This is a genomic window from Algoriphagus sp. Y33 (assembly GCF_014838715.1).
Classification (GTDB): domain Bacteria; phylum Bacteroidota; class Bacteroidia; order Cytophagales; family Cyclobacteriaceae; genus Algoriphagus.
The window spans coordinates 2104056-2118237 of the sequence record NZ_CP061947.1 but is presented as its reverse complement, the minus strand read 5'-3'; the positions used below and the strand labels follow the sequence as shown (position 1 = coordinate 2118237).

General features: G+C 42.7%; 14 protein-coding genes. 5 read left to right on the top strand and 9 right to left on the bottom strand.

Going from position 1 to position 14182, the window contains the following annotated elements:
* Positions 1–25: 25 nt before the first annotated feature.
* The 8 genes from mnmE to ID165_RS08540 all read right to left on the bottom strand — a co-directional run bounded on the left by mnmE (position 26) and on the right by ID165_RS08540 (position 7924).
* A complete protein-coding gene (mnmE, locus tag ID165_RS08575) occupies positions 26–1408 on the bottom strand; it encodes a tRNA uridine-5-carboxymethylaminomethyl(34) synthesis GTPase MnmE (protein ID WP_192349940.1) in 1383 nt (460 codons plus the stop codon).
* On the bottom strand, positions 1405–1857 hold the full coding sequence (locus ID165_RS08570) for a thioredoxin fold domain-containing protein (protein ID WP_192349939.1): 453 nt from the start codon (positions 1855–1857) through the stop codon (positions 1405–1407). The genes mnmE and ID165_RS08570 overlap by 4 nt, the downstream gene beginning before the upstream one ends.
* A gap of 11 nt (positions 1858–1868) precedes the next feature.
* Positions 1869–2765 (bottom strand): metal ABC transporter permease, encoded by an 897-nt coding sequence (locus ID165_RS08565; protein ID WP_192349938.1) that lies wholly within the window; start codon positions 2763–2765, stop codon positions 1869–1871.
* On the bottom strand, positions 2755–4047 hold the full coding sequence (locus ID165_RS08560; RefSeq protein ID WP_192349937.1) for an iron chelate uptake ABC transporter family permease subunit: 1293 nt from the start codon (positions 4045–4047) through the stop codon (positions 2755–2757). Before ID165_RS08560 ends, ID165_RS08565 begins: the two co-directional genes overlap by 11 nt.
* Complete coding sequence (locus ID165_RS08555) at positions 4047–4835, bottom strand: metal ABC transporter ATP-binding protein (protein WP_192349936.1); 789 nt, start codon at positions 4833–4835, stop codon at positions 4047–4049. Before ID165_RS08555 ends, ID165_RS08560 begins: the two co-directional genes overlap by 1 nt.
* Entirely contained in the window at positions 4832–5746 is a 915-nt protein-coding gene (locus ID165_RS08550) for a metal ABC transporter solute-binding protein, Zn/Mn family (protein ID WP_192349935.1), read from the bottom strand. Before ID165_RS08550 ends, ID165_RS08555 begins: the two co-directional genes overlap by 4 nt.
* A gap of 77 nt (positions 5747–5823) precedes the next feature.
* On the bottom strand, positions 5824–6486 hold the full coding sequence (locus ID165_RS08545) for a metal-dependent transcriptional regulator (protein ID WP_192349934.1): 663 nt from the start codon (positions 6484–6486) through the stop codon (positions 5824–5826).
* 304 nt (positions 6487–6790) lie between these two features.
* The gene (locus ID165_RS08540; protein ID WP_192349933.1) at positions 6791–7924 is read right to left on the bottom strand and encodes a hypothetical protein; all 1134 of its coding nucleotides are present in this window, start codon (positions 7922–7924) and stop codon (positions 6791–6793) included.
* A gap of 21 nt (positions 7925–7945) precedes the next feature.
* On the opposite strand from ID165_RS08540, the gene ID165_RS08535 reads away from it, so the two are divergent.
* The 5 genes from ID165_RS08535 (at position 7946) to ID165_RS08515 (ending at position 13086) form a co-directional block, all read left to right on the top strand.
* Positions 7946–8761 carry a 2,3,4,5-tetrahydropyridine-2,6-dicarboxylate N-succinyltransferase gene (locus ID165_RS08535; protein ID WP_192349932.1) on the top strand — a complete coding sequence of 272 codons (816 nt, stop codon included), beginning with the start codon at positions 7946–7948 and terminating at the stop codon, positions 8759–8761.
* Positions 8762–8771: 10 nt separating this feature from the next.
* On the top strand, positions 8772–9377 hold the full coding sequence (locus ID165_RS08530) for a tetratricopeptide repeat protein (protein WP_192349931.1): 606 nt from the start codon (positions 8772–8774) through the stop codon (positions 9375–9377).
* A 290-nt stretch (positions 9378–9667) separates the two neighbouring features.
* Positions 9668–10630 carry a family 43 glycosylhydrolase gene (locus ID165_RS08525; protein WP_192349930.1) on the top strand — a complete coding sequence of 321 codons (963 nt, stop codon included), beginning with the start codon at positions 9668–9670 and terminating at the stop codon, positions 10628–10630.
* Positions 10631–10681: 51 nt separating this feature from the next.
* Entirely contained in the window at positions 10682–11695 is a 1014-nt protein-coding gene (araD1, locus tag ID165_RS08520) for an AraD1 family protein (protein ID WP_192349929.1), read from the top strand.
* Positions 11696–11874: 179 nt separating this feature from the next.
* Complete coding sequence (locus tag ID165_RS08515; RefSeq protein ID WP_225587039.1) at positions 11875–13086, top strand: glycoside hydrolase family 18 protein; 1212 nt, start codon at positions 11875–11877, stop codon at positions 13084–13086.
* Positions 13087–13507: 421 nt separating this feature from the next.
* Here the strand turns inward: ID165_RS08515 and ID165_RS08510 are convergent, their stop codons facing one another.
* Positions 13508–14017: a DUF2911 domain-containing protein gene (locus tag ID165_RS08510; RefSeq protein ID WP_225587038.1), complete on the bottom strand. Its 510-nt coding sequence runs from the start codon at positions 14015–14017 to the stop codon at positions 13508–13510.
* Positions 14018–14182 lie beyond the last annotated feature (165 nt).

The window sequence follows — 14182 nt, the reverse complement described above, 5'->3', positions numbered from 1 at the left end:
CAAAGTCAAGCAAAGAAAACTAGGCTTATTTCCCGATACAAAAATTCCTAAAAATATTCTCCAGAAGATCATCTGTGGTAATCTCACCGGTGATCTCTCCTAGGAAGTGAAGGGAGCGGCGGATATCCATCGCCACAAAGTCATTGGTCACTTCCTTGTCCAAACCAGTGAGAATATCCAATAAGGATTCCCGGGTTTTCACTAATGAATCATAGTGACGCACGTTAGTCACCACAGTATTTCCTGTCCGGAATTTGTCCAGATTTACTAGTACCAAAATCCTGGATTTCAGTTCTTCCAAGTTCTCTTTTTGCCCGGCAGAGATAAAAATTGTGTCAGGGTATTTTTCTTTTAACTTACTCATTAACTGTGGGTTACCTTTATCTACTTTATTCGCTACTTTCAAGAAAGGGACTCCCTGATTTTCCAGCTTATTGACATCCCGGTTGATCTCTACCAAATCTGTATCACCCAAATCAAACAGATACAAAATCAAGGAAGCGGACTTCATTTTCTCCTGGGTTCTGCTTACGCCAATTGCTTCAATGGTATCGGTTGTTTCCCGTAAACCTGCTGTGTCTATAAATCGGAAGATCACGCCTCCAATATTAATTTCATCTTCGATAAAATCCCTCGTCGTTCCGGCAATTTCAGACACGATTGCTTTCTCTTCGTTGAGCAGCGCATTGAGTAGGGTGGATTTGCCGGCATTGGGTTTTCCGGCGATCACAGTAGGTACGCCATTTTTGATCACATTTCCCAGGTCAAAACTCAAAATCAATTCTTCCACTACTCTTAGAAGGCGTTCTACCAACGTCCGTAATTCTTCCCGGCTTGCAAATTCCACATCCTCTTCACCAAAGTCCAGTTCCAGTTCTATCATTGAAGCAAAATGGATCAGTTTACTTCTAAGCTCTTGAATTTCAGAGCTAAATCCGCCTCTCATTTGGCTAAGTGCAGCCTGATGTGAAGTCTCGGAATCCGCATGGATCAGATCTGCTACTGCCTCAGCCTGTGCCAGATCAAACTGACCATTGAGAAATGCGCGCTGGGTGAATTCTCCCGGTTTAGCCGGGCGGGCTCCTTTTCGGATAAAAAGCTTTAGAACCTGATTGATGATATAGGACGAGCCGTGTGTGGATATTTCCACCACATTTTCCTTGGTAAATGACTTGGGTGCGATAAATAAGGAAACAAGAACTTCATCGATGATCTTCTCGCCATCACGGATAGTTCCAAAATGTATGGTGTGGGATTCTTGGTTCTCCAAATTTTTACCAAAAAAGACTTCATTTGTAAGCTGAATGGCATCTTTTCCGGAAAGGCGGATTATGGCAATAGCTCCAACGCCCTGGGGAGTGGCTAAAGCGACTATGGTGTCGCTTTGTTCAGAAAGGGAAAAACTCATTTTGCGCCGATTCCATTATCTACGATTTGTCCCAATCCATCCAGAAACTGTACGGGCTGCCTGTATCCGGGCAACTGGGTAATATTCTTCAATGTAGGATCGATGATCACAAAATTAGGATAGGAGTTCACACGCATGGCTGCTGCCATTTTTGCCTCAGTATATTCTTTTCCTTTGAAGTCAAACTTGCGCTTATTGTCCTCAGCGTTCATTTTGACGGCATAGAATTTCTCATTGATATAGCTGACTACTACGGGATCGGTGAAAGTTTCCTTGTCCATTTTTTTGCACCAGCCGCACCAGTCCGTATAGACATCGATCAAGAGCATTTTAGGATTGGCTTCTGTAGCGGCTACAGCCTCTTCAAATTTCAGCCATTCTATTTTATCCTGTGCTCTCACAAAATGGGCAGTGAATAGAAATAAACTTATAAATACTATTTTTTTCATGCTTCTAGTTTTCAAATCTCCAACGGCTTGTTTGGGGTGGAAGTTCCGAATAGCATATGCGGCTTGGTGCTTTTGACTAAAGCGCTCCCTAAAAAGACAATCCCACCAACTGCAACCATCATTCCTGCTATAGAACTGTCAACCAAATATGCCATATAATATCCTGCTATTGCGATAAAAATACCTAAAGCGCAGGTAAGTTTAATCAGGGAGGTTAATTTTTTAGTCCAAAGAAATGCCGTGGCAGGAGGGACTACCAACAAGGCTACCACCAAAATAGCACCAACAGCTTCGAAACTGCTGACGGTCGTATAGGAAACCATACTCATCAAGGCAAGGTTGATGGCTCCTGCCGGAAGACCTATTACCAAACCGAAGTTTTCATCAAAACTGGTCAATGTTAACTCCTTGTACAATAAGAATATAAATAGACTGACCAAAACTAAATTCAAGATGGCGAGATAGGTGATTCTTGGTCCCATGCTAAACCCGGCTTTGGTAATCCAGAGATCTATCGGCAGGTAGGCAATCTCACCATACAGCACACATTCCTGGTCCAAGTCGACTTTATAGGCCAGCATATTTATCAGGATAATTCCGATGGCAAATAAGAGTGTAAAGGTGATTCCTATAGATGCATCCAGCTGTACTTTAGCTTTTGTTTTAAGCCAATTGATAATCAAAGTAGCCAAAATACCGAGAAGTCCAGCTCCTATAATTACCTCCAGTCCACGCTGGCTGCCGGATACGAAGAACCCTATGACTATTCCCGGGAGTACTGCGTGGGAGATGGCATCTCCTGTCATGGACATTTTTCGCAGCATCATAAAAACACCCAGCAGCCCACATGAAATTGAAATAATGGATGCTGTGAAAATGATTAGAAATGCGTTTTGGTCAAAGCTCATCGGTGTCGCGGGGGATAGTCTCCTGGTGAGGATCGAGTTTAGGATAATTTAGCCTGTTCTCCAGCAAAGCTTCGAGTTCAGGAGTGAGGATATGTTCCAGTTTTTCGGCAGAATCATGCACGTGATCAGGTGCAATATTCATGTACTCATTGAGGTAAAGTTCCCATAGCCTATGAAGTCGGACAATTCGTTTAGCTTCTGATTTTCCCTCAGGAGTGAATTGTATAAAACCTTGATTTACAACAAGTAGGTTTCTTTTTATTAAATTATCAATTGTATGCTTCGTCTCTCTCTTTTTGTAGGGAAAGGCCTCATAGATTTCTTCTATGCCAAATGAGTTTTTGCCATCTTCCAGACCGTGGAATATACCTTTCAATAAGTGGTCTTGATGCGTCTTTTTCAAGTAGTGCTTTCTTGCGACAAAGCGGAAGAGCACACCTTTTTTGGGAGCAAAAAGAAATGAGACAAACGCAAATATAGAAAGGAAAATTACTACCCAAGGACCTGTAGGCATCTGTGGAATTACAAAGGATACATAGGTTCCGAGGATTCCCGAAATAGCCGAAAATGACCCGGCTATAAGCAGAAGCTTCCCGAGGTTATCTGTCCAGAATCTTGCGGCGGCTCCGGGGGCGATCAGTAAAGCGGCCATTAGCACCACACCGATGGCTTGGATCCCAATCACCACGGCCAAAATCATCAGCACATTGAAGGCCAGCCGGATCGATCCCATAGGGTAGCCAATTGACTTTCCGAAGTCAGCATTGAAGACCAGCATGGAAAATTCTTTCCTGAAGGCAGAAAGTGTAATAATAATCAGTATTGCCAACCCCCCGTAGATATAGAGGTCTTCTTCCAGAATAGCTATCGCGTTTCCAAAAATAAATTGATTCAGCCCGGCCATTTCCGGGTTTCCGGATTTTTGAATGACGGTGAGCAGGACTATCCCAAAGCCAAAGAATATGGAAAGGATAGAGGCAATAATCGCATCATCACTTAACCTCGTGTTGCTCTTCAGCCAGGAGGTGAGAAATGTGGCAAGTGCACCTGATAAAAATGCACCGGCGACGATGTAAATAGGATTTTTTTCGCCTGCCAGCATAAAGCCTAGGCAAATCCCGGGGAGCACGGCATGGGAAATAGCGTCTCCGAGCAGGGCTTTCTTGTCAAGAAAACTGTATGTTCCCACATATGCCGAGCCTATTCCGAGCAATATGATTCCAATGACCACAAAGGCGATTGAAGCATCCTGAAAGGTAAAGAAATAGACAAAATCGCTCATCAGTTTTTCAATGGGTTAAAGTCCTTTTGTCTAATGATGTCAGTGACTTTGGTGAGCAGGTTGAGTTTTCCTCCGTACGTTTTACGTAGGAGTTCTTCCGTCATCACATCGGCTTTCGGGCCGGATGCCACTAAGTGAAGATTTAGCATAATGATCCAGTCAAAGTAATTCATAGCAGAATGTATATCATGGTGTACTACGATCACTGTTTTTCCGGCCGATGTCATTTCTTGAAGGAGCTGGAAAATGGCCGTTTCTGTAGCCATGTCCACTCCTGCGAAAGGTTCGTCCATCAGATATAGATCTGCTTCCTGGGCAAGTGCTCTTGCTATAAATACCCGTTGCTGCTGACCGCCGGAAAGTTCGGAGATTTGCCTCTTTTCGAAGGATTGCATCCCAACTTTTTCCAGGCAATCCATGGCGATTTTCTTTTCTTTCTTGCCCGGTCTGCGAAAAATCCCGAGTTTTCCATAAGTCCCCATCATCACCACATCCAATACGGAAGCAGGGAAATTCCAGTCTACTGATTCTCGCTGGGGCACATAGCTGATGCGGCTTCTCACATCGTTTAACTCCCGGTCAAAAATCTTGACATATCCACCTGTGATCGGAACAAGTCCCATGATTGCTTTGATCAGGGTGGACTTTCCCGCACCGTTGGGACCGAGAATTCCAATAAGCTTTCCCGCAGGCAAGCTCAGGTCCACGTTCCATAAAACAGGGCTTTGATCATAACTGACAGTCAGATCATGTATTTCTAAAATAGGGGATTCTACGTGTGTGATCATTGCGTTAGGCTTTCGAAAATTACTTGAACATTGGTACTTACCATTCCTATATAAGTGCCGGCCGAAGAGTCCGCCGCGCCCAAACTATCTGTATACAGTGGTCCTGCCAATTTGATTTCATGGTTTTGATTGGCGCAGCCTGCAACCACCGCTTCTATTGCCTTGGGGGAAATAGTCTGCTCAGCGAATACAGCGTGAATATTCCGCTCTACGATGAAACTCACCAGCCCGGTCAAATCTCTCAGTCCCGGTTCACTCAGTGTGGATAGGCCTTGGAGCCCGAGAACTTCCAAATCATACGCTTTGCCAAAATAGGAGAATGCATCATGTGCGGTGATCAGCGCTTGATTGGCGTTGCGAAGTGCAGCAACTTTGGCGAGATTGTCATTATGTAATGTTTCCAGTTGTGAGAGGTAAGACTCGGTATTCTTATTTACCGTTGACTTCCAGCCAGGCTGCCATTTTACAATTTCTTCTGAAGCGTGGGACAGTGCCAGAGACCATAGTGAAACATCAAACCAGATGTGTGGATCTACGGAGTGGGCTTCCGGTCCGGATCTTAAAAGTAAATTATCGGGAATGTCTTCTGAGACATTGATCAGGCTTTGGCTGAATGCCAGCTTCTCGAAAATCTCCGTCATTTTCCCTTCCAGAAAAAGCCCGTGATAAATGACTAGGTCTGCATTTTGGAGTAAATCCAAATCCCGCACGGAAGCTTTGTACAAATGTGGATCCACTCCGGCAGGCATAAGAGAAACCACTTCTGCGTTTTCGCCCACAAGGTTTCTGATTCCATCCGCTAGAATACTGGTGGTGGCTACGATCAGTGGTCTCGCTCTTTCTTTAGGATTGTCAAATTTGCATCCAAAGAAAAGAAGTAAAATAGGAAGTAGGACAACGGTGTTTTTCACGTGTTTATATTTTTCTTTCAAAGGTTATACCCTATGTCACGAACTTCGGAACCTGCCAGCCTGAGGCGGGCTCGAATTCATGACTGAATTGCCAAAATATTTGCTGCTACGTCCTTCGACATAAAGAGCGTTTTTTTTTGATCTACAAGAATTTCCATGGAACCGTCAAACTCCACTTTGTCCAAAATTTTGATTCTCGCTCCGATGTAAGCACCTACTTTATCCAGGTATTTTAGGAAGGCCGCCGAGCTGTCTTTTACGGCTACAATCTGCCCGGACTGATCCACTTCCATTTCATTCAGTGCAAGCCTTGGTCTAGCCCTCACATCTCCATATTCATCCGGTATTGGATCGCCATGCGGATCAAATTTTGGATAGTTTAAGTAAGCGTCCAGTCGCTGAATTAGGAGAGGGGATTGGATGTGTTCCAGCTCCTCTGCCACCTCATGAACTTCATCCCAGGCAAACTGTAGTTTGTCCACCAAAAAGACTTCCCAGAGCCTGTGCTTTCTGATTGTTTGAAGCGCTCTCTTTTTTCCTTCTTCAGTGATGTTGACTCCGTAATATTTCCGGTATTCTATCACCTCCTTGTCACCCAGTTTTCGGAGCATATCCGAGACGGAAGCAGGCTTGGTTTTCATCTCGGCGGCTACGTCGTTTGTGGATACGCTTTTCGTTGCTCCTTCCGAAAGGTGATAGATGGCTTTCAGGTAATTCTCCTCAGCAGTGGTTAAGACCATTGGTAATGTAAGTTGTACTGAGGCAAAGGTAAAAATTAAATTAGATATATCTAAAAATTAATTCAACAGTGGCTAAATCGCCTGTGGATAACCTGTTTTCAAATGTGTTTACGTATTTAGCCATGTCTAAAAATAAAATTAGTCATACGTTATTATTAGTCTAAATAGTTGATTTATAGTATTTTGATGTATTAAGATTGTATAATTAGTTGATTTATAAGCGAAACTATCCCAGTTTCCGTTTTATAGGAATGAGTGTAAAAATGAGGGCCTAGGTGGATAAGTGTGGATAGTAATCCACATCCTATTTTATTGGATTTAGGTTCTTGATAGCCAAAACGAAGTCTGTGTGTTGGGATTTCCACAGGATAGAATCATCAGGGCTTTGGGTGAAATACTCCCGATGAAGTGCGGCTCTGAATTGCTGACAAGCGTGCTGGGGGTCGAAAAAATCAATAGGAAATCCTCCGGAAAATGTTCCGAGAAAGTCTAGCCATTTAGGATTTCTGCTTATCAAAACAGGCACTCCAAGCGCTGCTGATTCAAACAGTTTGGTAGGCATTTTATCCTTTATTGCATTCCTGTTTTGGTAGGGTAAAACCGCAAAATCTATCTCGGAATATTCGGTGATGATCAGCTCGTTCGGGATAGGAAAACTGGATGCCTTCAGCTGAATTTGGGGAGTGTTTTCACAAGCCTTTTGAAGGGAAATCCTGAAGCTTGGAAGCGTACAATGTCCTATTATTTTGAGGATGGATTTTGGGAATTCATTTAAGATTTCCTTAAACCAATCGATTGCTTCGAGTGTGCCAAATGCAGGAGTAAGTGTGCCTGAAATCAGAAAACAATACCCTTCTTTTAATGAGAATTTGAACGGTGATACAGATTTGATTTCTCCTGCATATTTATTCTCCAAAATCAAGAATGGAGTTTTGTCCGGCATCTCTTCCGTATAGCAAAGTTCAGCAAGCAGGAATAAATCGATTCCTTTCATCTGCTCCATTCCCCTAATTAATCTACTGATTTTTCTCTTTTTAGCAGGGCTTAACCTGGGGTTTAAATCCAGATTCTTGATGTAGTTTTCCTGCACATCATAGACCAACTTGTAGCCCAAAATCCTTTTGAAAAATGAAGCAATTGGTAAGTATTCATAGGTGCAGCAAATCAGGATTTTTGGACGAGTCCGTAGTAATGTTTTGAGGAATATTGCCTGTGAGGAGATCCTTCCCCAACGTGAGTTAGTGTTTGAAAGTGAACGATAGAACTTTTCATCTTCGGAATTTTTCAGTCGAATTTGTGAAAATCCCATAAAAATCAGACTGAAATGCCCTGATTCTCGCAACGAAAGGCCAAGCTTTCCCCAAGCTCTTGTATCTTTGGCGGGCTTAAGGCTTGATGCAATCAAGACTGGAATTAGGGAAGCTGATTTTTCACTCATTAAACGAAACTAACCAAAATAATGGAACTGAAAACCATCATCGAAAAGGCCTGGGACAACCGGGAATTATTAAAAGAAGAAACAACACAACAAGCAATCAGAGCCGTTATTGAGGATCTGGATGCAGGCGTAATACGTGTGGCTGAGCCTACTGGGGATGGCAACTGGAAAGTAAATGACTGGGTAAAAAAGGCAGTAATTCTATATTTCCCTATCCAAAAAATGGAAACAATCGAAGTTGGACCTTTCGAATTTCATGATAAAATGGCTCTTAAAACCAACTACGCTGAAAAAGGAGTACGTGTAGTCCCTCATGCAGTGGCCCGCTATGGTGCATATCTTGCAAGTGGAGTGGTGATGATGCCAAGTTATGTTAATATTGGTGCGTATGTGGACGGTGGCACGATGGTTGACACCTGGGCTACTGTCGGTTCTTGTGCGCAGATCGGAAAAAATGTTCATTTGAGCGGCGGAGTAGGAATCGGCGGCGTGTTAGAACCTATCCAGGCAGCACCGGTGATTATAGAAGACGGCGCATTTATTGGTTCCAGAGCTATCATAGTAGAAGGTGTACGGATCGGTAAAGAAGCTGTAATCGGAGCTGGTGTTACATTGACTGCAAGTTCTAAAATCATAGATGTGACAGGATCAGAGCCTGTAGAATACAAAGGATATGTACCTGAGCGTTCTGTGGTAATTCCGGGGTCGATCGCCAAAAACTTCAACGCAGGCACTTTCCAAGTTCCCTGTGCTTTGATCATCGGTCAAAGGAAAGCTTCCACAGACCTTAAAACATCTCTAAATGACGCGCTCAGAGATAATAGTGTAGCAGTCTAAACCAATACTAATGAAAACGAGTACACTGGCGATTATAACTTTAATTATTTCATCCTCGCTTTGGTCCTGTTCAGAAGACAAGACCAGTGCCGGCGATGCCTATTTCAATAAAGGGGAATATGACGAGGCGACGGTTGAATATTCAAAAGATTTAAAGTTCAGACCAACTGATGTTCGTATGCTTTACAATAGAGGAAGAGCATACGAGGAGCAGGGGAAATACGAAGAGGCAAAAGCTGATTTTGAAAAAGCAATGGAAATAGAACCGAATAATTTTCAGGTGCTTCTTAGTCTGGCAAATGTTCATTACAATCAAAAGAACTACACCAATGCGTTACTCTACGCGGATCAGGCAGCAGAAATTCCAGGAGCACCGGCCATGGCTTCTTTTATGAAGGGCAGGGCTCTTCACCAAATTGGAAAGCCTGATGAAGCCTTGAAGGCTTACGGAAATGCAATTTCGGTGGATAAGGAATTTGGGCAAGCCTATTTCAACAGAGGGTTGTTGAAAATCGCCATGAAAAGCAAGGTGAGAAGTGCCTGCGAGGATTTTCAGCTTGCTTCGGCTTTGGATTATCCCGGAGCGGACGATGCAGTAGCCAAATACTGTAAGTAATTTTAAAACCGGCTAAGGCCGGTTTTTTTTAGCCTTTAATTAATCCCGCTGAGACCTGACCATTCTTGGGCAGGTCAACTCAGATAGACGCATAAACAGGCAAGAAATTAGTTTTTAAACATTGGGAGTTCTAAAATTTTATAAGAGGAAGAAGGATAAATAAAATTTTCGAGCTAAGTTGTTTTAACAAACCCAATCCCCTTATGTATTCTTTTAGCTGTTCTGTATTTCATCAGAGATGTTTAAATCCACTCCTTAAATTACTTGTTTTCTGTCTCAGTGCTATTTGCATGACACTATCAGTTCACGCTCAGCGTGCATCGGATGACTCTAAGGGATTTGTGGCCCATGACCCTGTAATGATCAAGCAGGATAGCTTGTATTATCTTTTTATGACACATGGGGGAATAGCTAAAAGTTCTGATATGAAGAATTGGACGAGAATAGACCCCGCTCCCCGAAACTTGGAATGGGTAACTCAGGATATGGTGCCAGGATATAGAGGAGGTTTTTGGGCTCCTGATATCCAATATTATAACGGGTTATATTATCTATATTATTCTCCATCTGCTTTTGGAAAAAACACCTCTGCCATCGGAGTGATGACTAATAAAACGCTGCATCAAGATGACACGGATTACAAATGGGAGGATCAGGGCATGATTTTACAGTCTATCCCCGGACGGGATTTTTGGAATGCTATCGACGCCAATGTGCTATTTGTAGAGGAGAATTCAGGAGAAACCGTAGGTTGGTTATCTTTTGGATCCTTTTGGGGAGGATTGAAATTGGTCAAACTAGCTCCGGATATGATGTCCTTGGCAGAGCCGCAGGAATGGTATGGTATTGCACAACAAGAACGAAGTTTTGGAAGGCCTGACCATAATGGCGGAAATGGAGCCATTGAAGCACCGTTCATTTATCACAGAGATGGTTATTTCTACCTATTTGCCTCTATAGATTACTGCTGCCGTGGATTGGAAAGTACCTATAAAACAATTGTGGGAAGATCTAAAGATGTTCGAGGCCCTTATTTGGATAAGAGTGAAACTGCAATGTTTGCAGGGGGCGGTGAATTGATCGCCGGTGAAACGGATAACTATGCAGGAATAGGCCATTGCTCTGTATATGATTTTGATGGAAAGGCTTATTTTGTAGCACATGGATATGACAAGCAAGATAATGGGCGTTCGAAACTTATTATTAATGAAATCCAATGGGATGTAGATGGTTGGCCATCAATAGAGTTTTGATAGTTTTACCACCACTTTAGCATCTAATCTGAATCTAAAATCAACCTACTTATGATAAATAATATAAGACTTGTTCAGCTGATTCATCCCAGCTATGGCCGTAGTATTGCCATGGTGAAAGAACCGGAATTGGTATTTTTAAAAGGGCATGGCTCTATTTACGAACTTGCACTAAGCGCATTGGAGAATAGTCAGAAACTAAAGGAACTGATTCTAGCCAGCTTGACAGCCGAAACGTTGGATTACTCCGCAGTATATGACGGTACAAGTGAATGGAAGTTGCTTCCTTCTTTCGATCACCCGGAGTCTCCATTTCTGTGTATGGTATCCGGTACCGGGCTGACGCATCATAATAGTGCCTTGAATAGACAAATGATGCACGGGCAGCTGGAAGAAAAACCTACAGATAGTCTGAAAATGTATGAAATGGGAGTGAGGGGAGGATCACCGACACCTGGGGAAAAGGGGGTTCAACCGGAATGGTTTTATAAAGGTAATGGTGAGGTATTAAGAGCTCATGGACAATCGCTTGCTGTGCCTTATTATGCCAATGACGGTGGGGAGGAGCCCGAGATTGCGGGCTTGTACGTAATTGATAAAATGGGCAAACCTTGGAGGATTGGTTTGAGTACAGGGAATGAATTTTCCGACCACATCATGGAGAAAACCAACTACCTCTATCTGGCACCATCAAAAATAAGGAATTGCTCCATAGGTCCGGAAGCCGTGATTGATGCGGATTTCGAAAGCTATTCGGGTGAAGTTACCATCTCCCGAGATGGCCGGGAAGTTTGGAGCTCTGCCATAAACACCGGTCAAAAAAATATGTGCCACAACTTGGAGAACCTGGAATTTCATCATTTTAAATACGAGTCCCATAGAATACCTCTTCAGGCGCATGTTCATTTTTTTGGAGCAGATGCTTTTAGCTTTGGAAGTAAAATCCACTTGGAAAATGGGGATAAAATGACCGTGGAGTGGAAAGGAATGGGACGGGCATTGGAGAATTATGTAAACGTAATGGATCCAAGTGAACAAAATCCTCCCGTCATAGGTCAGTTGTGATAAACAATGAAGTCGGTTTAACAGAGTTTGTATAATTGGATTACCTGTCGTGTAATTTTTATACGCATATTCTTTCCCTGACAATGAGATTGAGTTTTCTTTGCTTACCTTGATCTAAAATTTAGATAAAGTAAAATCTATTTCGAAAAATAATTGTTAAAGAATAACCGGAACGTCCATTGAAACCTAACTTCTCTTTATTACTTCAACTTCTAATTTTAGTTTTTGCGGCAGGCTGTACCTCAAATAGTAATGAACTATCCCAAGAATCAGAAGATGTACTACATTCAAATCCTGTGATCATGGCTTATTATGTGCCAGAACGGAATTTTAAGCCAGAAGAAATACCCGTAGAAAAGCTTACCCACATTATATTCTCATTCACTCATGTAATCGATGGTGAAATGAAATTCAGAAACCCGGAAGTAGTTGGGCCAATGTTGGAGGCACTTGTCGTGCAAAAAGCACGGAATCCTGACCTAAAAGTAATGATTGCATGTGGTGGATGGGGAGCAGATGGCTTTTCGGATATGGCACTGACGGAAGAAAGCCGTACTAAATTTATCAAAAGTGCAGGGGAATTCATCGAAGCCTATAAGCTTGACGGCATGGATATGGACTGGGAATATCCCGGCATATCAGGTGACGGTACTATGGCAAGGCCGGAAGATACACAGAATTTCACTGCGCTGATGAAAGGATTGCGTGAGATGTTGGACACATTCGATTCCCACAAAGTTCTGACTTTTGCTTCTGCCGGCTGGAAGCGGTACTATGATTTTATCGAAGTGAATGAGGTGATGAAATATGCAGACTACACCAATGTAATGACTTACGATCAGGTTTCCGGTGTATCGATTTATACAGGTCATCATACACCTTTAGGGGATGTGAGTAGTGAAGATATTGAGGGGACACCTTTTCGTGATCATCTAGATAGCTTGTATCGGTCAGGTGAGAATTTGGATCCTGACCCACGGTCTGCTGAGAAAATCGTAGACTTTCTGATCGAAGAGGGGGTTGATCCTAAGCAGATCGTGATCGGTGCAGCTTTTTACGGCAGAGTCTGGAAAGGCGTACCTCCCGTAAACAATGGCTTGTACCAGCTTAGCAATGGTTTGCACATTGGGTGGATGGCCTATCATCAAATTCGGGACAAGTATGAGCAGGATTCTAGTTTTCACAGGTTCTGGGATGAGAAAGCCAAAGCGCCATACATGTACAATTTTACCGATAGCTTATTGGTGTCATACGATGACACGGTTTCCGTAGCAATCAAAACAAAATATACGAAAGACAAAGGAATAGGAGGCATTATGTTTTGGGAACTGGGCAATGATACCAAGGAGCAAGGAAGTTTGCTTGATGCCATTTATAAGGCTGCACAGTAATTAAGAATAGCTGCATTGCTAGTTTTAACTTGAAGAAGGGGCAAGGTTTTTTTTACCCCTTCTTCGTATAAGCTCACGGAGAATGATCGGCCATGTTTACAATATGCCAAAATGACATTTAACCCGGGATATCAAGCGGAGGAATAAATTGTAAAAAGTCTTAGTTAAAAATAATGACAGGTTTACATAGCGCTTACTTATAGGTAGTGATGTATTTTAGTCTATTCATGTCCACTCCAATCAAATACTAATTTACTCCAGGAATGCATTGGTGGATACTGCTGACCACCAAATTGAGTTTTAGTTGCATTCTTTCCAATGAGGTATGTTCAGGTCTATCCCGGGCGATCCTTTGGATTGATTTTTCAGCCAAAAGGCCACAAGGATTACCCTGTGGCCTTGATGAGTTTTCTCGATTTGATTAATTACTCAGCTTAGCGGAAGCTTTCCCATATTCCCATCTTATTTCAAAGCTGTCCGGTTTAACTTCGTATACCAAACGCTCTTCCAAAGTGGAATTCTCTCCTGAAGGAACATCAACTCTTAGAACATCTTCACTTGAATCGTAGTCAAAGGCTCCCCATTGCTTGGAGACTTTGTTGAAAATAAAGGTAGACTGTCCTGTTTCACTTGGGATAACAAAGAAACCGTAAGTACCTGCAGGAAGCTTCTCTCCTTGTACAGTGATATCTTTGGTCGTGGTGAAGGTAGTTGCCTCATTGGCACCTGCTCTCCATACCTCTCCCATAGGAACCAACTCTCCCCAAATAGTACGTCCTTTTACCGCGGGACTACTGTAGTTAATCGTGATTTTGGCATCGCCTACCATTCCTTCTGCGGTTTTGGCTGGGCTGGCTTTCTCTTGTGCATTAGCGGCAAAGCCTACAAATGCAAGTAGGGCAAAGGCTAAAAGGTTCTTTTTCAAGTTCATTGTCATTGGTTTTGGATTTGACATCAAAATACGACATTTTATCAAAAGAGAAAGTCTTTTTTTGGGATGAATAATGTCAGATGACGGGTGTCAAATGTTTTGTCATTTCCAGAGTTAATAAAGGTCAAAAACTCTTGGGAAAAGCATCATCGGTCACCCGGCATC